Source organism: Shewanella sp. OMA3-2 (assembly GCF_021513195.1).
In the GTDB taxonomy this organism is placed as follows: Bacteria; Pseudomonadota; Gammaproteobacteria; order Enterobacterales; family Shewanellaceae; genus Shewanella.
The window spans coordinates 2,407,617-2,429,697 of record NZ_CP090974.1 but is presented as its reverse complement, the minus strand read 5'-3'; the positions used below and the strand labels follow the sequence as shown (position 1 = coordinate 2,429,697).

General features: G+C 40.1%; 14 protein-coding genes, 5 tRNA genes and 2 pseudogenes. 17 read left to right on the top strand and 4 right to left on the bottom strand.

Annotated elements, in window-relative coordinates; genetic code table 11:
• The first annotated feature begins 23 nt into the window (after window positions 1–23).
• From L0B17_RS10820 to yfaE, 4 genes and pseudogenes are all read left to right on the top strand, one after another.
• The gene (locus L0B17_RS10820; RefSeq protein ID WP_235084741.1) at window positions 24–701 is read left to right on the top strand and encodes an HAD family hydrolase; all 678 of its coding nucleotides are present in this window, start codon (window positions 24–26) and stop codon (window positions 699–701) included.
• A 646-nt stretch (window positions 702–1,347) separates the two neighbouring features.
• Window positions 1,348–3,635: pseudogene (gene nrdA, locus L0B17_RS10815) on the top strand (class 1a ribonucleoside-diphosphate reductase subunit alpha).
• A gap of 76 nt (window positions 3,636–3,711) precedes the next feature.
• Window positions 3,712–4,842 carry a class Ia ribonucleoside-diphosphate reductase subunit beta gene (gene nrdB / locus L0B17_RS10810; RefSeq protein ID WP_235084738.1) on the top strand — a complete coding sequence of 377 codons (1,131 nt, stop codon included), beginning with the start codon at window positions 3,712–3,714 and terminating at the stop codon, window positions 4,840–4,842.
• On the top strand, window positions 4,832–5,206 hold the full coding sequence (gene yfaE / locus L0B17_RS10805) for a class I ribonucleotide reductase maintenance protein YfaE (protein ID WP_235084736.1): 375 nt from the start codon (window positions 4,832–4,834) through the stop codon (window positions 5,204–5,206). The genes nrdB and yfaE overlap by 11 nt, the downstream gene beginning before the upstream one ends.
• Window positions 5,207–5,485: 279 nt before the next feature.
• Here yfaE and L0B17_RS10800 read toward each other — a convergent pair whose 3' ends face one another.
• Window positions 5,486–6,151, bottom strand: coding sequence for an SDR family oxidoreductase (locus L0B17_RS10800; protein ID WP_235084734.1), 666 nt, complete (start codon window positions 6,149–6,151; stop codon window positions 5,486–5,488).
• A gap of 254 nt (window positions 6,152–6,405) precedes the next feature.
• Here L0B17_RS10800 and L0B17_RS10795 point away from each other — a divergent pair, with 254 nt between their 5' ends.
• Window positions 6,406–7,815, top strand: coding sequence for an anti-phage deoxyguanosine triphosphatase (locus L0B17_RS10795; RefSeq protein WP_235084732.1), 1,410 nt, complete (start codon window positions 6,406–6,408; stop codon window positions 7,813–7,815).
• A 137-nt stretch (window positions 7,816–7,952) separates the two neighbouring features.
• On the opposite strand, the gene L0B17_RS10790 is transcribed toward L0B17_RS10795, so the two are convergent.
• On the bottom strand, window positions 7,953–8,849 hold the full coding sequence (locus tag L0B17_RS10790; protein ID WP_235084730.1) for a DMT family transporter: 897 nt from the start codon (window positions 8,847–8,849) through the stop codon (window positions 7,953–7,955).
• Between the two features lie 191 nt (window positions 8,850–9,040).
• Between L0B17_RS10790 and L0B17_RS10785 the strand changes: the two genes are divergently transcribed.
• Entirely contained in the window at window positions 9,041–9,646 is a 606-nt protein-coding gene (locus tag L0B17_RS10785; RefSeq protein ID WP_235084727.1) for a CoA pyrophosphatase, read from the top strand.
• On the opposite strand, the gene L0B17_RS10780 is transcribed toward L0B17_RS10785, so the two are convergent.
• Complete coding sequence (locus L0B17_RS10780) at window positions 9,623–9,958, bottom strand: hypothetical protein (RefSeq protein WP_235084726.1); 336 nt, start codon at window positions 9,956–9,958, stop codon at window positions 9,623–9,625. The two genes, L0B17_RS10785 and L0B17_RS10780, sit on opposite strands and share 24 nt — an antisense overlap.
• Window positions 9,959–10,209: 251 nt before the next feature.
• Here L0B17_RS10780 and asnS point away from each other — a divergent pair, with 251 nt between their 5' ends.
• On the top strand, window positions 10,210–11,610 hold the full coding sequence (asnS, locus tag L0B17_RS10775) for an asparagine--tRNA ligase (RefSeq protein WP_235084723.1): 1,401 nt from the start codon (window positions 10,210–10,212) through the stop codon (window positions 11,608–11,610).
• A 78-nt stretch (window positions 11,611–11,688) separates the two neighbouring features.
• Here the strand turns inward: asnS and uvrB are convergent, their stop codons facing one another.
• The gene (uvrB, locus tag L0B17_RS10770; protein WP_235084722.1) at window positions 11,689–13,707 is read right to left on the bottom strand and encodes an excinuclease ABC subunit UvrB; all 2,019 of its coding nucleotides are present in this window, start codon (window positions 13,705–13,707) and stop codon (window positions 11,689–11,691) included.
• Window positions 13,708–14,886: 1,179 nt separating this feature from the next.
• Here uvrB and L0B17_RS10765 point away from each other — a divergent pair.
• The 10 genes and pseudogenes from L0B17_RS10765 to rsxD all read left to right on the top strand — a co-directional run bounded on the left by L0B17_RS10765 (window position 14,887) and on the right by rsxD (window position 22,065).
• Window positions 14,887–14,962, top strand: a tRNA-Asn gene (locus L0B17_RS10765).
• A 33-nt stretch (window positions 14,963–14,995) separates the two neighbouring features.
• Window positions 14,996–15,071 (top strand) — tRNA-Asn (locus L0B17_RS10760).
• Window positions 15,072–15,094: 23 nt separating this feature from the next.
• Window positions 15,095–15,170 (top strand) — tRNA-Asn (locus tag L0B17_RS10755).
• A gap of 20 nt (window positions 15,171–15,190) precedes the next feature.
• Window positions 15,191–15,266, top strand: a tRNA-Asn gene (locus L0B17_RS10750).
• Between the two features lie 28 nt (window positions 15,267–15,294).
• Window positions 15,295–15,370: transfer RNA gene (locus L0B17_RS10745), tRNA-Asn, on the top strand.
• Window positions 15,371–15,643: 273 nt separating this feature from the next.
• Window positions 15,644–17,542: an EAL domain-containing protein gene (locus L0B17_RS10740; protein ID WP_235084720.1), complete on the top strand. Its 1,899-nt coding sequence runs from the start codon at window positions 15,644–15,646 to the stop codon at window positions 17,540–17,542.
• Between the two features lie 147 nt (window positions 17,543–17,689).
• Window positions 17,690–18,268 (top strand): electron transport complex subunit RsxA, encoded by a 579-nt coding sequence (rsxA, locus tag L0B17_RS10735; RefSeq protein WP_235084718.1) that lies wholly within the window; start codon window positions 17,690–17,692, stop codon window positions 18,266–18,268.
• Window positions 18,268–18,843, top strand: a complete 576-nt coding sequence (gene rsxB, locus L0B17_RS10730; protein ID WP_443019886.1) for an electron transport complex subunit RsxB — start codon at window positions 18,268–18,270, stop codon at window positions 18,841–18,843. Before rsxA ends, rsxB begins: the two co-directional genes overlap by 1 nt.
• Window positions 18,843–21,010: pseudogene (gene rsxC / locus L0B17_RS10725) on the top strand (electron transport complex subunit RsxC). The gene rsxB and the pseudogene rsxC overlap by 1 nt, the downstream one beginning before the upstream one ends.
• A 2-nt stretch (window positions 21,011–21,012) precedes the next feature.
• Entirely contained in the window at window positions 21,013–22,065 is a 1,053-nt protein-coding gene (rsxD, locus tag L0B17_RS10720; protein WP_235089758.1) for an electron transport complex subunit RsxD, read from the top strand.
• The last annotated feature ends 16 nt before the right edge of the window (window positions 22,066–22,081 follow it).

Genomic DNA, 22,081 nt, shown 5'->3' with positions numbered 1-22,081 from the left:
TCTAATGCCGTTTAGGAGTCTGTATGTCAAAGCCCGCGATTAAAGGTGTGTTATTCGATTTAGACGGCACACTTGCCGATACTGCGCCCGATTTGGTCTATGCTCTTAATCTAGGTATGGCTGATGCGGGTTATCCTTCATGCAGTCTTGAAACAGTAAAGCATGCTGCAACGCATGGCAGTTTAGCGCTAGTTAAAGCTGCATTACCCGATATCGACGACGATGAGCAAAAGCAGCTACAACAGGCACTATTACATCATTATCGGCTTATTAATGGCGATAGAAGTTGCTTGTTCGAACACTTAGCAGAGTTATTGACTTATTTTGATAACCATAATATGCCTTATGGCATTGTTACTAATAAGCATGCTTGCTTTGCCCGCCCTTTGGTTCAAAAATTGGGCTTAATGTCGCGAATAAAAACCCTCATTAGTGGCGACAGTACCTTGCATCCTAAACCACATAGTGCGCCTATGTTACTTGCAGCGCAGCAGATGAATCTCTGCCCTGAATCGATTCTTTATTTAGGTGATGCTGAGCGCGATCTTATCGCCGCTCAAAACGCCAACATGATTGGCGGTATCGCACATTGGGGATATTTGTCACCCCAAGACAAACCTCATCTGTGGCCTGGGCAACTTCATTTTAACACCACGCGATGTTTACACGACTATTTTGTATTAAACGACAACCTGGCTTAACCTCTGCTATCTAAAACCATATGATTTAACCTTATTGGGTAAGCGTTATACTTGTTTGAGCATGTTGTTAATTGCGATCAAACCTTTTGCTGCACACACTTTTTTGACGGTAATTTGTCCATTATTATCGGTAATCAGGGTCTTATTAACTATCTTTTAAGCTAACTCAAATATTGATGCAAAGATCAATCTAAAAATCGACCAATAGAATCGATCGCTGATATTTTTAGCGATCAAATTCTTTTAAAAATATGGACAATAATTCTTCAGCTCACAGAAAAGCTATATAAATTTGGGGTGTAGGGTTAGCTTTTACTAACCCTGACGATTATCCTCAACTTATCCACAAGATGTTCTATAAATTGTGGCTTGCAAAAAGCCTTCAACCTCACTATCTTGTATGTTAGATTTTAAATAACACCATATCTTGTGTGTCAAATACAATCACAGACACAAGTGAGTCACAAAAAATGACTCATTGAAATAAGCAGAACGGGTGACTTAGCGTGCTAAAATGTCACAATCCGTTGTCTTTAATGCTTTAGGATGATTGTTTTTACATGGAAACGTAAACGTGGTTAGACACGATCGCTTTTGGTATTAAGCGCTCAATCACAATAACAGATATAATCAAGGCCTCTCTGCAATGAATAGCAATATGACTGTCACTAAACGCTGTGGCGAACGTGAAAATATCGACTTAGACAAAATCCATCGCGTGATTACTTGGGCAACCAAGGGATTAAAAAACGTATCTGTATCAGAAGTTGAACTCAGATCGCACCTGCAATTTTTTGATGGTATTCCCACAGAAGCCATTCATGAAACGATTATTAAGGCCGCTGCGGATCTTATTTCCCCTGAATCACCTGATTATCAGTTTGTGGCAGCCCGCTTAGCGATATTCCATTTACGTAAAAAAGCATTCGGCCAGTTCGAGCCGCCTAAATTATATGACCATGTCACCAGATTGGTTGAAATGGGCAAGTATGATATGCACATCTTGGCTGATTACAGTCGCGCAGAATTAGACATATTAGATAGCTATGTGGATCATTGGCGTGACATGAACTTCTCTTATGCTGCAGTTAAGCAACTAGAAGGTAAGTATTTAGTCCAAAACCGTGTCACCCATGAAGTGTATGAAAGTGCTCAGTTCCTTTATATATTGGTTGCAGCATGTTTATTTTCAAAATACCCGAAAGACACTCGTTTACAGTTTGTTAAAGATTTCTATGATGCGACATCAAACTTCAAGATATCTTTACCAACACCGATTATGGCTGGTGTGCGCACCCCCACCCGTCAATTCAGCTCATGTGTACTGATTGAGTGTGACGACAGCTTAGATTCTATCAATGCTACCGCATCATCTATTGTTAAATATGTCAGCCAGCGTGCTGGGATTGGTATTAACGCTGGTCGTATTCGCGCATTAGGCAGCCCTATTCGGGGTGGTGAAGCTTTCCATACCGGTTGCTTACCTTTTTATAAGTATTTTCAGACCGCGGTTAAATCGTGCTCACAAGGCGGTGTACGTGGTGGAGCTGCAACACTGTTCTACCCAATATGGCACCTAGAAGTTGAATCTTTACTGGTATTGAAAAATAACCGCGGTGTTGATGATAACCGTGTTCGCCATTTAGATTATGGTGTTCAGTTAAATAAAGTGATGTATCAGCGCTTAATAAAAGGCGAGAACATCAGCCTATTTAGTCCGTCTGATGTTCCGGTTTATATGATGCATTTTTTGAGGATCAAGTTGAGTTTGAGCGTTTGTATGTGCAATATGAACAAGATCCTGCTGTGCGTAAAAAGCAAATTAAAGCCGTTGAGTTATTCTCGTTAATGATGCAAGAACGCGCTTCCACAGGCCGTATCTATATCCAAAACGTTGATCACTGTAATACCCACAGCCCATTTGACTCAAAAGTTGCACCGATCAAACAGTCTAACTTGTGTTTAGAGATAGCATTGCCAACTAAACCACTGAAGAATATTGATGATCCTAACGGTGAAATTGCCCTTTGTACTTTGTCTGCACTGAACTTAGGCACCATCAAGAATCTAGAAGAGTTAGAACCGCTTGCTGAACTCGCTGTACGTGCGTTAGATAATTTGTTGGACTATCAAGATTACCCGATTATTTCAGCCCAATTAGGCTCGATGAATCGTCGAACTTTAGGTATAGGTGTCATCAACTACGCTAATTACCTTGCTAAAAATGGTAAACGTTATTCCGATGGTTCAGCCAATAACCTCACCCATAGAACATTTGAAGCGATTCAATTTTATCTATTAAAAGCGTCAATGAAGCTTGCCCAAGAGAAAGGCGCCTGTCCGTTATTTAACGAGACCACTTACTCTAAAGGTATCTTACCTATTGATACTTATAAGCGCGACTTAGATAAAATTTGTGATGAGCCATTACATTTGGACTGGGAAGGTTTACGAGCCGATATTTTACAGCATGGTTTACGTAATTCGACATTATCAGCATTAATGCCGTCAGAAACATCATCACAAATATCTAATGCAACCAATGGCATTGAGCCTCCACGCGGCCTAATCAGCGTCAAAGCCAGTAAAGATGGTCAATTAAAACAAGTTGTGCCTGATTTTGACTCGCTACAGGATAAATACGAATTACTTTGGAACATGCCAAATAATGACGGTTATTTGCAGCTAGTAGGTATTATGCAGAAGTTTGTTGACCAAGCAATATCGGCCAACACTAATTACGACCCAATGAAGTTCCAAAGTCGTAAAGTACCGATGCAAACGCTGCTAAAAGATTTGCTCACAGCTTATAAACTTGGGGTGAAAACCTTGTATTATCACAACACCCGTGACGGTGCGTCAGATCAACAAGATGAGATAATATCCATCGAAAAAGAAGACGATGATTGTGCCGGTGGTGCGTGTAAGATATAGCCCGCTGGGTTATTGGTATCACTTTATTAAGGAATTAAATGCGGGGAGCACTCCCCGCTTTTTTGGGAAAAGAACCATGGCTTATTCAACATTTTGTCAAACACCTAATGATGCGACTCAAGAACCTATGTTCTTTGGTCAGCCTGTTAATGTGGCGCGATACGATCAACAAAAATACGAGATTTTCGAAAAATTAATCGAAAAGCAGTTATCGTTCTTTTGGCGACCAGAAGAAGTTGATGTCAGCCGAGACAAAATTGACTTTGCCAGTCTTCCTGAACATGAAAAGCATATTTTCCTGTCAAACCTTAAATATCAAACCTTGCTTGACTCTATTCAAGGTCGCTCGCCTAACGTGGCGCTTTTACCGTTAGTGTCACTACCTGAGCTCGAAACATGGATTGAAACCTGGTCGTTTTCAGAAACCATTCATTCTCGCTCGTATACTCATATTATTCGCAATATTGTTAACAATCCGTCTGTTGTATTTGACGATATTGTTGAAAATGAGCAAATTTTAAAACGTGCTGGTGATATTGCAAAATATTACGATGATTTGATTTTTCTCACCCAGATTCATAATTTACATGGTGAAGGTACGCATTTAATCGCTGGCCAAGAAGTAACGGTTAACTCACGTATCCTTAAGAAAACCTTGTATCTGTGCATGATGTCAGTTAACGCATTAGAAGCTATTCGTTTTTACGTTAGCTTTGCATGCTCATTTGCTTTTGCTGAACGTCGATTAATGGAAGGTAATGCTAAAATCATTCGCTTAATTGCACGTGATGAAGCGCTTCACTTAAATGGCACTCAACACATTTTAAGTTTAATGCAAGGTGGTAAAGATGATCCTGAAATGGCTGAAATTGCCATAGAGTGTTATTCAGAATCTTATGACTTATTCCATAAAGCTGCAGAACAAGAAAAAGAGTGGGCTAAATATCTGTTTAAAGACGGTTCAATGATCGGCTTAAATGAACAAATACTTTGCCAGTATGTTGAGTATATTACTAACCAACGTATGAAAGCAGTCAACTTACCACTTCCTTATGAAGAGTTATCTAATCCACTACCTTGGATGAAAAACTGGTTAGAAAGTGATGCTGTGCAAGTTGCACCACAAGAAGTTGAAGTATCATCTTATCTTGTAGGTCAAATTGACTCTGCTGTCGACGGCGATGAGTTTTTAGATTTTGACTTATAAACACTTCTTCATTACTGCGCCGATTGTTAGCTTAAAGGGACAACCGGCCATTTTGTTTGATGGTAAACAAGCGACATTGCTTGAAGCGCTTGAGCACAAAAAAGTAAACGTTTTTTCAGAGTGTCGTAATGGATTTTGCGGTGCCTGTAAGACAAAAGTCATTTCTGGTGAAGTGACTTATATCAAACAGCCATTGGCTGAGCTTGAGCAAGATGAATGCCTACCCTGTTGTTGTATCCCAAAAACAGATTTAAATCTCTCCTTGTCAAAAGACAGTATTGAACCCGTTTGTACAAGCAAAGCCAATCATACTCAGCCAATGAAAAAAAATCCAAAGAAGGGACTGAAATCACTTTCAGCCTAGATAACCTAGGGCTCAGAATCCGTTAGTGTTAAATAAACTCATAGTAAAGATAATATAACAAATTTAAAATCAAGATGTTAACCATAACTTTTTCTTAAAGTTGAATTTACATCAGTTTGATATGAATTTTTTAGCCCCTAGTCATCTAGTCATCTAGTCATCTAGATATATTTGTTACTAGAAATCCCCTTTACTACAAGTATGCAGCAGCTAAAGCTATCAGGTATTATGAGTCACTCCAACAGTCCGGCCTTTTGTATTCACATCAAAAAGCACCGCTTACCAAGGTAAAACTTGACCATTTGCATGTTTAAATATCCCTGTTTGACTCAGATCAAGTTGACTAATTAGTTTTATCAGTCGGTCAGCCGACTCTGTTGCTGAAATATCGCCATTATGATTAACCATGTCCGTTTGCACATACCCTGGATGGTAAATACCCACAGCGATATGTCTATTGGCTAAATCAATACTCAATGACATAGCCGCGGCATTTAACGCTGCTTTTGACATTCGATATCCATAGCGCCCACCGGAACCGTTGTCTGTGATAGATCCCATTCTTGATGTGATCATTGCCACTTTACTTCCATCACTTAATTGATCGTATAAAGTATTTACAATTAGCAATGGCGCTAGTGCATTCACTTCAAACTGTTCTCTAATGCTACTTACATTTAAATCAAGCAGACTTTCATCACGTAAGATACCCGCATTACAAACCAATATATCAATATTAATACCTTGTAAGCCGTTTACCATTGCAGTGATACCTGAGTCGGTTGCGACATCAACCCCTGTAATAACATTGACTGATAACGCAGCTAATTTATCAGATGTTTGACGACATAATGCATATACGTTAAAACCTAAATCTTTAAACCCTTGGGCAAACGCTAAACCTATGCCACGGTTTGCACCTGTTATGACGACATTTTTGCTCATTCACTTTACCTATTATTGTTGGTTGACATAAATGGTGGCGCTACCGACGATTATTGAACTCCCCCCTAAACCAGAGTTGAGGTTAAATGCGATTCTTAGCTAACCAAATTTATTCGCTAGCATAGCAAGATACTAATGCGTAAAGTAATGTTAAATCAGGTTATTATTTTATAGAGACTTTCTGTTAACTCTAGTACCTTAACTACAGTATGTTTAAACCTGTCATTTACATTAATACATAAGGACACCAGGCTATGTCATCGTCGTCAAACACTTCTACTACACCATTAGCTAGCCTAACTCTGCCAAATGATATTAAAGCCCATGAAAATATATGGCATCAACGTATTCTCGGTGAAGACAAGCAACGTAGAAATGATCATCGCAGCCCTTTCCAGCGAGACAGAGCCCGTATTCTTCACTCGGCTGCATTTAGGCGCCTACAAGCAAAAACCCAAGTATTAGGTATTGGGATGAACGATTTTTATCGTACTCGCCTAACCCATTCACTTGAAGTGTCTCAAATAGGCACTGGAATCGCAGCGCAGCTAAGACGTAAGTATCCAAATCTTAAATATTTATTAAATTCAATGAGTTTAATTGAGTCACTATGTCTAGCACATGATATTGGTCACCCTCCTTTTGGTCATGGGGGCGAAGTTGCATTACATTATATGATGCGCGATCACGGTGGCTTTGAAGGCAATGGACAAACCTTTAGAATATTAACCCGACTTGAGCCTTATACTCCTGATACTGGTATGAATTTAACCCGCAGAACGTTATTAGGTGTACTGAAGTATCCTGCGCCCTACTCTCAGTTAAGAATTAATACCCATCAAGATCCGGTTAAACATCATCGCCAATTAAAACCATCACAATGGCCGCCAGTAAAAGGCGTGTTTGATGACGATAAACCAATACTCGATTGGGTACTGTCTAGCTTGACTGATCATGATCAGCAATTGTTCCTGTCCAGTGAGCAAAGTCTTATTCATCCTGACTACCCACACTTAAAAACTAAGTTCAAATCACTTGATTGCTCTATTATGGAGTTAGCAGACGATATAGCCTATGCGATACATGATCTTGAAGATGCAATTGTCATGGGTATTGTTAGCCTTAGTCAATGGCAACAAGATGTCATGAGTCAACTGCAAGACATTGAAGACAATTGGCTTAAGAATGAATTTAACACTATCGGTGACAAGCTATTTTCGCATCAACATCATTTACGAAAAGACGCGATAGGTACACTCGTTAATGCGTTTGTTACCGCGATAAACATTCAAATTAAACCTGAGTTTGACGAGCATTTATTAAAGTATAATGCTGAGTTAGAAAACGATTTTGCACTTACATTAAATGTCTTAAAGCAGTTTGTATTTAAATTTGTTATACGCAAACCTGAAATTCAAATGCTCGAGTACAAAGGTCAACAAATCGTAATGGAGTTATTTGAAGCATTTGCATCCGACCCCGAACGACTACTGCCTTTAAATACTGGCGAGCGTTGGACTAAGGCTGCCCTTGAAGATAATAATCCGATGAGAGTGATGGCAGATTACATATCTGGCATGACTGATGGATTTGCAGCAAGATTACATCAACAACTCTTTGGCGGACAAGCTTCAGGTATTTTAGATCTCAGCCGTGAACTTTAATCTGAATGCCCCCTACTAGCAGGTCAATGCAACATAAGCTGAATCTATGCGCTGTGTTGCATTAACTTATTTGTTTATTATTTTGGGCATTTAGAAAGTGGCCGGCAACTAAATAGAAGCCAGACCACTAAAATAGTTTACATCATAGGTTGCTTTTGTTGACCCCAAGATTTGACAAAATAGCGTAATGGTATTTGTGATACTAAAATGCCTATCAACATCAATCCACATCCAAGTAATGCTCGAGCATCTAAGCTCTCACCAAGAATAAGAATGCCGCCAATTGCAGCAAACACCGTCTCTAAACTGAGAATAATAGCGACATGGGCGGGATGAGCATTTTTTTGCGCGACAACTTGTAATGTATAACCGACTCCAACTGAAATAATCCCAGAATAAGCTAATGCAGCCCAGGCTAATCCTATGTTAGCAATCACAGTAGTTTCGATCATCATAGACACAGTAATGCTTAATAAACCACAGAAAATAAATTGTAAATGAGACAGTAGGATCGGCGAGTGTTTTTTGGCAAAATGGTCGATGATCAAAATATGTATTGCCCAGAATACAGCTCCAATAAGCTGTAATAAATCACCATAACCGATGCTCATATCGTCTTTGATACTTAAAAAATATAAGCCAACCACAGCAATAGCACAACCAACCCAAGTATTAACGCCGGTTTGATGTTTAAGAATAAGCCCAAGTATCGGCACTATGACAATGTATAAGCCAGTGATAAATCCAGCATTGGCCGCTGACGTATACTGTAAGCCAACTTGTTGTAATGATGCGGCGATAAACAATACTGAGCCAGCACTCATAGAGGCTATTAAAAGTGATTTTTTTTGACCCACTAGTAAGGTTTTTTTGTTGGCAAAATACCAGATTAATGGCAATAAACTCAGCGCACCAATAAAAAACCGTAAACTATTAAACATAAAGGGGGCTAAATGTTCCATCCCTAAGGATTGAGCCACAAACCCAAAGCCCCAAACCGCAGCAGTTAACAACAATAATAAATTAGCAATCACAGTATATTTCACCAAAAAAGAAAACAAGACTACTGAAGTTGCTAACTGACTACAAGATAGCTCGATAATTTATCCGTTTAACATAAAAATCAGATAAAGCTTTTTAATATACATAAGCTAGGTTAGCCTAATTATGACTAAGGTTAATAAACCATATTATTGATAAGCCTCATCGGAATTAATCACTCAACATGCAATTAAATGAATTTTTGATCCGTTTTCAACTTCAACCACTTTCAGTGAATAACATTACCTCTGCACCCGCACATTACCCAGGCAGAGAAGCCGCGGTGCTGATTCCTATTCAGCAGATAGATGGTGAGCTTTATCTGGTGTTAACTAAACGCGCAATGCATTTACGTCATCATCCAGGTCAAATTAGTTTTCCTGGCGGCAAATTTGAACAAAGCGACCATGATGCAGTCGATACCGCACTGCGTGAAGCACAAGAAGAGATTGGCCTGCAAAGAAGTAATGTAGATGTAATTGGCTCGTTCCCACCGCACAAAACATTCACCGGATTTCAAATCACGCCAATCGTTGGCATTATCAAACAACCTTTTGTGTTAACAATTGATCCTGGTGAAGTAGCCAGCTGTTTTACGGTGCCACTTAATTATTTTAAACAGACGAGTAATCGTCATTTAGGCCAACACTGGCGCAAAGGCACCTGTTATCAAGTGCACTATATGCCATTTGAGGATAAATTTATTTGGGGGGTGACGGCAGCGATAATTGACTTACTGTGTCGCCATATTGGTGACTATCCCTTGTTAAATAACAAAGCGAATATATAAACCTGCAGATAAGGACACTAGCAATAACAAAGGAATATTAAACCAGACTCCCATTCGAGTAGTCGTTTTTGCATAAAAGTTAACCAACAAATTAAGTAAACTTACCCCCGCACACCACCAAATAATATATTCTAATTTTACCGTTAAAACAGGATCCCAATTAAACCGCACCTCAACCCCTTTTGATAGGAAGTAACCAACCGCACGATCCGGCCTTGCCTCACCATAAATAAGTAAGGCATAAATAGCCAAACTCCAGCCTAACAAAGACAATATGGTCAATATAACTTGCAATAAACCTAACCGCGACATGCTGTTTCCTTAGCGACTATTCAATAAAATCCATTAACTCAAATTCAATCAAACCAAATTAGAGAAGCCAAATGGCTCACACCCAGCAACAAACACAAATACTAGGTTAATTTCAGTCCGTATTTAAACCTGTGAATTAAAACTATAACAAAATATTCCTAGAATAGCGTTTTCAGCTTGAGAAAAGCCACCATAAAGGTAAGATAAAGACAAAATCACATACTATTTTAATGTTGGAGAATAAAGCAACAATGAGCATTGCATCTGTCGCTTCTGTATTTAAAGGTGAACACGCCGTTGGTTCGCAAGTCACTGTACGTGGCTGGGTAAGAACTCGTCGTGATTCAAAAGCGGGTATCTCTTTCTTGGCCGTATATGACGGCTCATGTTTTGACCCAATTCAAGGCGTAGTGCCAAATAGCCTAGCCAATTACAATGACGATGTATTGAAATTGACTGCAGGCTGTTCTGTTGTAATGACCGGTGAAGTCGTTGCCTCTCCTGGCGCAGGTCAAGCATTTGAATTACAAGTGTCTGAATTGTTAGTCACAGGTTTTGTCGATGATCCTGATACATATCCCATGTCAGCTAAGCGTCACTCGATTGAGCATTTGCGTGAACTTGCGCATTTACGCCCACGCACTAATATTATTGGTGCTGTAGCCCGAGTACGTAACTGTTTATCGCAAGCTATCCATCGTTTCTACCATGAAGAAGGTTTTATCTGGGTATCTACCCCGCTTATCACTGCATCTGACTGTGAAGGTGCAGGGGAAATGTTCCGCGTGTCGACATTAGACATGGAAAACTTACCCCGCACCGCTGACGGCAAAGTCGATTATGATAAAGATTTTTTCGGAAAAGAGTCATTCTTAACCGTATCTGGTCAATTAAACGCTGAAACCTATGCTTGTGCCTTATCAAAAGTGTATACCTTTGGGCCAACTTTCCGTGCGGAAAACTCCAACACGACCCGCCACCTTGCGGAATTCTGGATGGTTGAACCTGAAGTGGCGTTTGCCACACTGGATGATGCTGCTGAATTAGCTGAAAAAATGCTTAAATTTGCATTTAAAGCGGTTCTTGAAGAGCGCATGGACGACTTAAATTTCTTTAATGAGCGAGTTGATAAAACCGTTATTGAACGTTTACAGTCATTCGTTAGCAGTGATTTCGCCCAAGTCGATTACACTGATGCTGTTGAAATTCTTAAAAACTGCGGTAAAAAGTTTGAGTTCGCTGTGGAATGGGGTATCGATTTACAGTCTGAGCACGAGCGTTACTTAGCTGAAGAACACTTTAAAGCGCCAGTTGTAGTGAAAAACTACCCGAAAGACATTAAAGCTTTCTATATGCGCTTAAACGATGACGGTAAAACGGTTGCCGCAATGGACGTCTTAGCCCCTGGCATTGGTGAAATTATCGGTGGTGCGCAGCGTGAAGAGCGTTTAGACGTACTTGATAAGCGTTTAGCTGAAATGGATCTGAGCCAAGAGGATTACTGGTGGTATCGTGACCTACGTCGTTATGGCACAGTGCCTCATTCAGGTTTTGGTTTAGGTTTCGAGCGTTTAGTGTCGTATGTGACTGGTGTTAACAACATTCGTGATGTTATTCCATTCCCGCGTTCGCCACGTTCTGCAAGCTTCTAAACACCTATTTATAATAAAAAACGCGCTATCATTGCGCGTTTTTTTATCCGTTGAATTTACAGCACTAAGTGTTTAAAACTAGGATGTTAAAATCAATTGGTCTCTTAATTGTTTAACTTCATCACGAACAGCTGCAGCCTGTTCAAACTCGAGATTTTTCGCATGTTCATGCATCTGTTTTTCAAGTCGGTCTATTTGATGACTTAAATCAGCAATACTGACATATTGGGTTTGAGGCTCAGCCACTTTATCATATTGACTGTTTTTATTAGCTCGCTTGCTAGGCTTACTGTCACCCATATCCATCACATCTGTGATATTTTTAACCACGCCCCTTGGAATAATGCCATTGGCTTCATTATGCAGTCGCTGCTTCTCACGGCGCCTATCAGTCTCACCGATGGCTTTGGCCATTGAGTTAGTGATTCTGTCAGCATATAAAATCACTTTACCGTTAATATTACGCGCTGCTCGGCCAATGGTTTGAATTAATGAACGCTCTGAACGCAGGAAACCTTCTTTGTCTGCATCTAAAATACACACTAACGATACTTCAGGTAAATCTAGACCTTCACGTAATAAGTTAATCCCAACCAATACATCAAAATGCCCTAAACGAAGATCGCGAATAATCTCCATGCGCTCAACAGTGTCGATGTCTGAATGTAAATAGCGCACCTTAACCCCATGTTCATCAAGGTAATCTGTTAAGTCTTCACTCATTTTCTTGGTTAGCGTGGTGACTAAAACACGTTCATTCACCGCCACCCTTTTATGAATTTCAGATAACAAATCGTCGACTTGTATTCCAACCGGTCGCACTTCAATGACAGGATCCAATAAACCAGTGGGTCGAACTACCTGTTCAGCAATTTCACCTTCGCTTTTGTCTAGCTCATATTGGCTTGGAGTGGCTGATACAAAAATGGTTTGCGGCATTAAGTTCTCAAACTCTTCAAACTTTAATGGCCTATTGTCTAATGCTGAAGGGAGTCGAAAACCATAATCCACCAAATTAGTTTTGCGGCTTCTATCACCCTTATACATGGCACCAATCTGCGGTACGGTAACATGTGATTCATCAATGATAAGCAAACCGTCTGCGGGTAAATAATCTAATAATGTTGGCGGACCTTCGCCAGGTGCCCTGCCTGACAAGTAGCGTGAATAATTTTCAATGCCAGAGCAATATCCAAGCTCTACCATCATTTCTATATCATACTGCACTCGTTCAGTGATCCGCTGCGCTTCTATTAGTTTATGATTTTCAAGCAAATACTCTCTTCGCTCACGTAGCTCTTCTTTGATGAATTCTGTTGCTGCCAAAATCTTTGACTTTGGGGTAACATAATGGGTTTTAGGATAAATCGTGGTGCGAACGATACGTTTAATGATGTGTCCGGTTAGTGGGTCAAACTCACTTAAACGCTCAATTTCATCATCAAAAAGCTCAATTCTAATGGCATCTCTTTCTGAATCAGCTGGAAAAATGTCAATCACTTCGCCACGCACTCGGTAAGTCCCCCGCTGAAGTTCAATATCATTGCGCTTGTACTGCAGTTCACTGAGCCGGATCAATATATCTCGCTGCCCCATAAAGTCGCCCTGGCGAAGGTGCAGTAACATTTTCAAATACGAATCTGGATCGCCTAATCCATAAATGGCTGAAACCGAGGCAATCAACACCACATCTTTACGCTCTAAAAGTGCTTTAGTCGCTGACAGGCGCATTTGTTCGATATGCGCATTAACAGATGCATCTTTCTCTATAAAGGTGTTTGACGCGGGCACATAAGCTTCAGGTTGATAGTAATCGTAGTAAGACACAAAATACTCAACCGCATTATCAGGGAAAAACTCTTTCATCTCACCGTAAAGCTGAGCGGCAAGTGTTTTGTTTGGTGCCATAATAATCGTTGGGCGCCCCATAGTCTCAATGACATTGGCAATGGTATAGGTTTTCCCCGATCCCGTAACGCCTAGCAAAGTTTGGCTGGCAATACCGTTACGTATCCCTTCAACTAATTGCGCTATTGCGGTTGGCTGATCACCTGCTGGGGTATATTGGGAGGCTAAACGAAAAATCTTTTCTGACACGCAGGTACTCTAATGATTAAATATTGTCATTATCATAATAAAAAATAGCCATTAACCCTAGATAATATTTTAGGACTTTTTAACCTTAAAAGTAAAAGTGTGACAATTTAATGATCAAATCATGAAATAATCAAACAAGATCTGTTTTGTCGCTAAAAAGCTCAATTACTAAGCTAAACCACAGTAGAAACTGCAATTTAATGCACAATGCTTGTTTGAAACTGATTACATTTTTGCAACTTGGGATCTGTCACAACAGAAAAACCGCTTGCATTTTTTTATATCATAAAAAACAATAGCTTAATTGCTTGCCAAATAAATCTACCATTTTAAGTTGAACCGAGGCTTAATCAGCGTTTGCAGGCAGCAAAACAGAGTAACCCACAAGCTTATCCACAGATTTAGTGGATAACTCACACAACCTCAGTCGGGGTGCGGGCTTGACGTTATGGTTAATTCATTTAAGCATCGACTAGACTGGATGAAAGTTTACTACATTTGAAAGTTAATCTAAGGTTATCTGCAAGGGATAGCATTCTCATGTTATTTTTTACCCTGTCCAATCGTATGAGTAAACATTAGTTAACCTGAACTCGGGATAAGAGATGGAAACAGAATGCTTAATATCAAAGCATTAGGGTTAAAATATTTCAAACTTGTCATTTGTTTTGCTAAAACAAGGCGAATTAACGCGTCAATAGCTAGCTTATTGCAAGTTCATTCAATGCAGTTAGCGAGACAAAGGGCTGTTTGAAAACCTTTTATTATCCCGAGTTCAGGTTAGTTAAGCATACATATAACGAAGACAAGAAATAGGACAGCCTGTGAAATTAATAATCACTAAATAACTTACGTAGTAATACTTTTGTGTCCTGTTCTGTTCTGTTCTGTTCACAAAATGTGGCTTAGATCGTGGCATTAAGCTCACTATTAATGTTATTTATCCGATGAAATAACAACACCGTCACTTACTTGAGCGAAAAAGGATGATATTTGATAAAACATTATTACCAACTAAAACAGCCGAATTTGGCAATAAATGCTGAAAAGTCGTGCACGATGCACATTACATGAGCAGTTAACAAGTAAATTGCACTTTTTTCTATAACTCGAGTTGACTCATGCAACTAGGCGTTTTACTATGCGCTCCGTTCTCAGCAATACATTGCTAAAAACTATTCCCCAGTAGTTCAGTCGGTAGAACGGCGGACTGTTAATCCGTATGTCACTGGTTCAAGTCCAGTCTGGGGAGCCATTAGCAAAATTGTTGGTAACAGTATTATATCATTCCCCAGTAGTTCAGTCGGTAGAACGGCGGACTGTTAATCCGTATGTCACTGGTTCAAGTCCAGTCTGGGGAGCCAATATAATATAGCGTTTTAAGTATTCCCCAGTAGTTCAGTCGGTAGAACGGCGGACTGTTAATCCGTATGTCACTGGTTCAAGTCCAGTCTGGGGAGCCACTTAAACGTATTTGATCATTTCCCCAGTAGTTCAGTCGGTAGAACGGCGGACTGTTAATCCGTATGTCACTGGTTCAAGTCCAGTCTGGGGAGCCATCAAAAACTGAGTATTAAGTATATCAATTCCCCAGTAGTTCAGTCGGTAGAACGGCGGACTGTTAATCCGTATGTCACTGGTTCAAGTCCAGTCTGGGGAGCCATACTTAGTTTATGAAAGAATGGTTTATGATCAAAAATTAATTTTTAAAAACCTCCCCCCCCCTATTAGTATTAAGCAAATAATTCATAAAGTGCTAAAATATAGTCTATTCAGGCTAATGATTTGAGTTACCAAATTCTGTTATCCTTCCAAAATGCTTATAATGAACCCGCTTATTGAGCGTACAAGGATACTCGAAAGCGTATATTGTCTTAATATTGCTTTACCTTTAGTGTTGGTACATAAAGGATCACTTTTATAAAATGGATATGTTATGGGCTTATCAAAATCCTTTCAATTTGTGCTGCTAATCGTCTTCGGTCTACTCTTTTATCGAATTTACACAATTGAAAACCGTCAGGTACAAATACAAGGCGATGCTGCGCGACAACATTTTGCCGAATATGTTGAAAAATACAGTTATTGGACGGGTAATGGTGATGATTTATTTAAAACATTCAGCAGAGACTATGACTTCCAGTTTTTTCAATATGTCCATAATTCTGACAGCATTCATAACTTTACTTATGGTTCGCTTGTAAAAGTAGATCAATCATTTGCCGATAAAATATTTAACATTGATCTTGGATATAGTTTCACTTTCCCTGATGGCCGTATGCAAATCGTTCTCAGCCCAATTTCAGCGATAGAAACCAGCCTGTATCAACTTGAAGAAGTTACCCTGTTACTATTTTTGGCGTATCTGCTACTGATGCTGTTATTTGTAATACTCATTATGGTACATAAACGTCGTATCAAGTATGCAGCGCAATATATCGATAGCATTTCTACGCTTTCTTTCCAGGCGGTAGAGATGTCACGCTTAAGGGGCATATTGCAACCTCTTGGGCTTGCATTAGAAAAGTGCCGTGCCAGACTAAAAGAAAGTTTAGACGTCATTAGAGTGGAGAACGACAAGCTGACTAAAGCCGCTTATCAAGACCCGATTACTAGTTTCTCAACCCGTCCTAGATTTATCGCGCATCTTGAAAGAGTCACACAATCACAGAAAAATTTATTTGGAGTTTTAGTCGTTATCAGAGCATCTGAACTGGCTAATATCAACCAGCTACACGGTAGAACTGCAGGTGATGACTATTTGGCCAAGTTATCACATTGCATTCGACATGCAGCCACTAGACACGCTAAACCTGAAAACTTTAGAATTTCTAGCGGCGACTTTGCAGTGTTTTTAGATGGCATAACTTTAAAAGAAAGCGCGAGCTATGTTGAAAAGCTTAAACAGCAATTTGATGATTATACTCAAAGTACTCAACAAGATTCAGTTGCGCACATAGGTGTTGTCCCCTATCAGTCTGATAATGACCCGAACACTTTAGTCGCTATGTCAGATTATGCTGTCAGTATTGCGCAAACCTTAGGCCCAAACCATTATCACTTTTTAGCGGAGTTTGATGGTAATGAGAACTTTGGTGATGAACATTGGAAAGTGACAATTAACGATATTATTAATCGTAGGGGAGTCAAGTTTTTCCAACAGCCTATTTTACCTTGTAATACCGATAATGATTTATATCGTGAATTATTAGCCAGATTTTATAATGCCGAAGAAAAACATCTACCAACGGCGACGGTTATAGCCATGTCTGAGCGATATGGCTTAAGCGTTGAATTAGATAAAATGATTGTGACCAATACCCTAACCCTAATGAAAGAAAATCCGATGTTAACTGGTATGTTAGGTGTCAATATCAGCGCAACGTCAGCTTTACAAGAATCCTTTGTTTATTGGTTAAAAGAGATATTAACTCATCATCGCAAAGAAGCATCTAGGTTTGTTTTCGAAGTTAATGAATCAGGTATGCAAGCCAATTTAACCGCGAGTGCTAATTTTGTATCAGAAATACATAAAGTGGGAGCAAAAGTTGCAATTGAACGATTTGGATTAGGTTTTACCTCATTTAAATTTTTCAGAGAAGTTCGCCCTGATTATATAAAATTAGATAATAGTTACAGTAGTGCAATTGAATCTGATAATAACAATAAATTTTTTATACGAATGATTGTCGATATCGCAAAACGCCTTAAAATTTTGGTCATAGCAACTGGCGTTGAGCGTCAGGATGAAAAACTGACCTTAGAAAAATTGTTAGTCGATGGGCTGCAAGGTTACTATATAGCGAAGCCAGACAACGTTATTAGCACTGAGTAACAGGCCGTAAAACCCATTTTTGGCAACCAAAATGAACAATTTTATAGCAAGGTTAACGATTATCTCGTTAACCTTGTTTTTTATCCGTTGTTTATCAGTGCTAAACCTTAGATAATACCCAGATGTTTTATTAAATAATGCGCAGCAATGACAGAGTATCTCCTCTTATTGATTGGTACCGTACTAGTCAACAACTTTGTATTAGTTAAATTTTTAGGTTTATGCCCGTTCATGGGGGTGTCCAGTAAACTGGCATCGGCCGTGGGTATGTCTATGGCAACCACTTTCGTGCTCACTTTAGCCTCAATTCTTAGCTATTTAACTAACGAGTTTCTATTACAACCGTTCGACTTATCATATTTACGTACCATGAGTTTTATTCTTGTGATCGCGGTGGTGGTACAGTTCACGGAAATGTTAGTTCAAAAGACCAGTGCAACTTTACATCGTGCGCTCGGAATTTACCTGCCTCTGATTACCACTAACTGCGCGGTTTTAGGCGTAGCCTTACTCAACGTTAATGAAGACCATAATTTTATCCAATCCGCTGTTTATGGGTTTGGGGCTGCGGTCGGTTTTTCATTGGTGCTAATTTTATTTTCTGCTATGCGTGAACGTCTTGCTGCAGCGGATGTCCCCTTACCTTTTAAAGGTGGTGCAATAGCAATGATCACCGCAGGCCTTATGTCACTCGCATTTATGGGCTTTGCAGGGCTGGTAAAGTAATGATAACAAGCATTTTTATTGCAGTAGCTGTGTTGACTATTGTGGCCAGTGTTTTTGGTCTTATATTAGGCTTTGCTGCAGATAAATTTAAAGTTGAAGGCGATCCGATAATCGATCAAGTGGAAGCCTTACTGCCACAAACTCAATGTGGTCAATGTGGATACCCTGGTTGTAGGCCTTATGCCGAAGCAGTTGCTAATGGCGATAAAGTCAATAAATGCCCTCCTGGCGGTACTGCCACTATGGAAAAACTCGCTGAATTAATGGGAGTTGAACCTGAACCGCTAAATGCAGAGTCCCAAGAGTCAGTAAAAAAAGTGGCTTACATTCGTGAAGATGAATGTATTGGTTGTACTAAATGCATTCAAGCATGTCCAGTCGATGCTATTTTAGGTGCAGGTAAGCTAATGCACACCGTTATTGCAAAAGATTGTACTGGCTGTGACTTGTGTGTTGAGCCTTGCCCGGTAGATTGTATTGATATGCTCCCTGTTGAAACAACCCTTAAAAATTGGGACTGGAAGCTCAATACTATTCCTATTACTGTGTTGCCTGAAAGTCGAGAGGAAAGATAGTGTTAACTTTATTAGAACAATTAGATAAAGGCTCACTGTGGCAGTCTCCAGGTGGCATACATCCACCCGAGCTTAAACAACTTTCTAATCAACAACCGATTGCTCGACTGCCATTAGCGAAACAATTTATTGTGCCTATTCCTCAGGTTGGTGATCAAGCTCGATTAATTGTTGATATAGGGCAATCTGTCCTCAAAGGTCAAGTATTGACTGCAGGTAATGGTTTTATCTATTTGCCGGTACATGCTCCGACTTCAGGCATTATTATTGGTATCGAATCTGTTGCAAGTAACCATGCATCTGGTTTACCTGTCATGAGCTGTATTATAGAAGCTGATGGTTTAGATACTTGGTGCAAGCTAACACCTGCAGATATGTCATCAATAAGTAATGATGAAATAATTGCTAAGATTAAACAAGCTGGGATAGCGGGTATGGGCGGTGCTGCTTTTCCTACTCATATTAAGCTAAATACCACCAATAAAATTGATCTTGTGATTATCAATGGTATTGAGTGTGAGCCTTATATCACATCAGATGATCGCTTAATGCGCGATTACAGCAATGAGATATTGGCAGGAATAGAAATGATCTACCGCGTGCTTAAGCCACAACGTATTATTATTGCCATTGAGGATAATAAACCTGAAGCCGCCAATGCAATGAAGCAGGCTATTACTGATAGTCATTTACCATTAAACAGTACTCGAGTTACTGTCATACCGACTAAATACCCTTCAGGTGGCGAAAAACAACTTATTCAAATTATCACCGGCAAAGAAGTACCTAGTGGTTGTCTACCGTCTCAATTAGGAATAGTAGTGCAAAATGTAGGCACTGCATTCGCCATCAGTGATGCTGTCATTCACGGAAAACCGTTAGTTGAACGAGTGGTCACATTAACAGGTAATAATATTCACCGCCTGGCAATTATTGGTTACCTATTGGAACACCAATCTCAGCGGTACTCGAACAAGTAGACTTTAGCGTCGCACAAAACCAAAAAGTGATTATTGGTGGCCCAATGATGGGTTACGCTATTCAAGATACTCATGTTCCCATTTTAAAAGGGACGAACTGTATTTTGGCACCTTCTGCTGCAGAAATAAGCCCTGACACTGTAGAGAAAGCCTGTATTCGCTGCGGTGAATGCGCTATTGCTTGCCAGGCACTCTTATTACCACAACAATTATTCTGGCATGCAAAAGCCGAAGAGTATGACAAAGCAGCAAGTTATAATTTACAAGATTGTATTGAATGTGGTTGCTGTAGCTACGTGTGCCCAAGTGACATACCGTTAGTTGAATACTATCGTATTGCAAAATCAGCACTTAAAATTGAAGCTGAAGAAAAAGTCCAAGCAGAAAAAGCAAAAGTGCGATTTGAAGCACGACTTCAACGTTTAGAAGATGAAAAGCTAGCACGTGAAGCCAAAGCTAAAGAAGCTGCCGCAAAACGGCAAGCAAGTATGAAAACCACAGACAAAGATGCTGTCGCCGCCGCTATGGCACGTATTGCTGCTAAAAAAGCATCCGCTGCGCAAGATGTCAGTGCCACACAGGCAGAAACAACGCCTAATACACAACTGACTCAACAGCCTAATGCTGAAATTAACAACATAGCGGATAAAAAATCAGCTGTCAGCGCTGCGATTCAAAGAGCAAAAGCCAAAAAAGCAGCTCAAGCGCAAAATAGCGATACAGTGACAACAGACGTAGTACTTGATTCGGCATCTGTTAATAGTACTGAACCAGTAAAAACCGTCTTGTCACAGCAAGACAGAGTGGCCGCAGCCGTTGCACGTGCTAAAGCTAAAAAAGCCCAACTCACACAACAAGTTGAAACAGTAACCATCACTAATAGCCTAACTGTAGAGGCTATTGAACAACCTCATTTACCTACACAAGATTCAGATAAACAAACCCGAATTAATGCTGCCGTCGCACGCGCAAAAGCCAAAAAAGCGGCGAAGACTGTGACCGTTAATATTGATACGCCACTTGTTGACTCTATGTTGGAACCTGCAAAAACTATTGTGGTTGGTGAACCTGATATCGATAAACCAGTTATTGATATCAGTTTAACGGACAAACAAGCAAAAATCGCTGCGGCAATAGCTAAAGCAAAAGCCAAAAAATTAGCTCTACAAGTAGAGAAAAAGGACTAAACATGGCATTTAAAATTGCCTCTTCACCCCATGTAAGTACTACGCTGCAAACAGCTAAAGTCATGCAACGCGTAGCCTTATGCTTACTACCTGGTATTGCAGCTCAATTATACTTTTTCGGTTTGGGAACCCTGTTGCAAATTATACTCGCGGTCATTACCGCTTATGCAGCAGAAGCTATCATATTGCGCTTGCGCAATAGGCCTGTAATACCTACGTTAGCAGACAATAGTGCCCTGGTAACAGCCCTTTTACTCGCCATAGCAATTCCCCCGCTAGCACCTTGGTGGGTTATCGTTATTGGTACGCTATTCTCTATTATAATCGTTAAAAATTTATACGGTGGGCTGGGCAACAACCTGTTCAACCCTGCGATGGCTGGCTATGTTTTATTGTTAATTTCTTTTCCAGTGCAAATGACCGATTGGGTCCCTCCAATATCTGTAGCACAAGATTCGGTTAATATGTCCTATGCATGGCACGCTATTATGGGTTCTTCAGCAGAATTGGTTAACGTTGGGCACAATCTTGCGATTGATGGCACGACTATGGCTACGCCGTTAGATACCCTTAAAACAGATTTATCTATGGGGTTAACTACCACTGAAAGCTTAGCTAAACCGATATTTTCTGGAATGGTTGGCGCAGGCTGGTTTGGTGTCAATCTTGGCTTTTTAATTGGTGGATTAATCATGTTGAAGCTCAACGTGATCCGCTGGCATATCAGCACAGGCATACTAGTCGCTTTATTTGTGTGCGCTAGCTTTGGGTTTTTACTCAATCCAGATACCCATGTCAGCCCAATAATGCATTTATTTTCCGGTGGTACTATGTTGGCGGTGTTCTTTATTGCTACCGACCCAGTAACTGCAGCCACCAGTGCTCGAGGACGGCTGCTATTTGGTGCCATGATAGGGATACTGATTTATGTTATCAGAACCTATGGCGGCTATCCCGATGCAGTTGCATTTGCTGTTTTGCTTGCAAACATGTGCGCGCCATTCATCGATCATTATGTGCGACCAAGAGCATATGGTCACCGTTCAGGGAGTTAACCTGTGTCATTAAAAG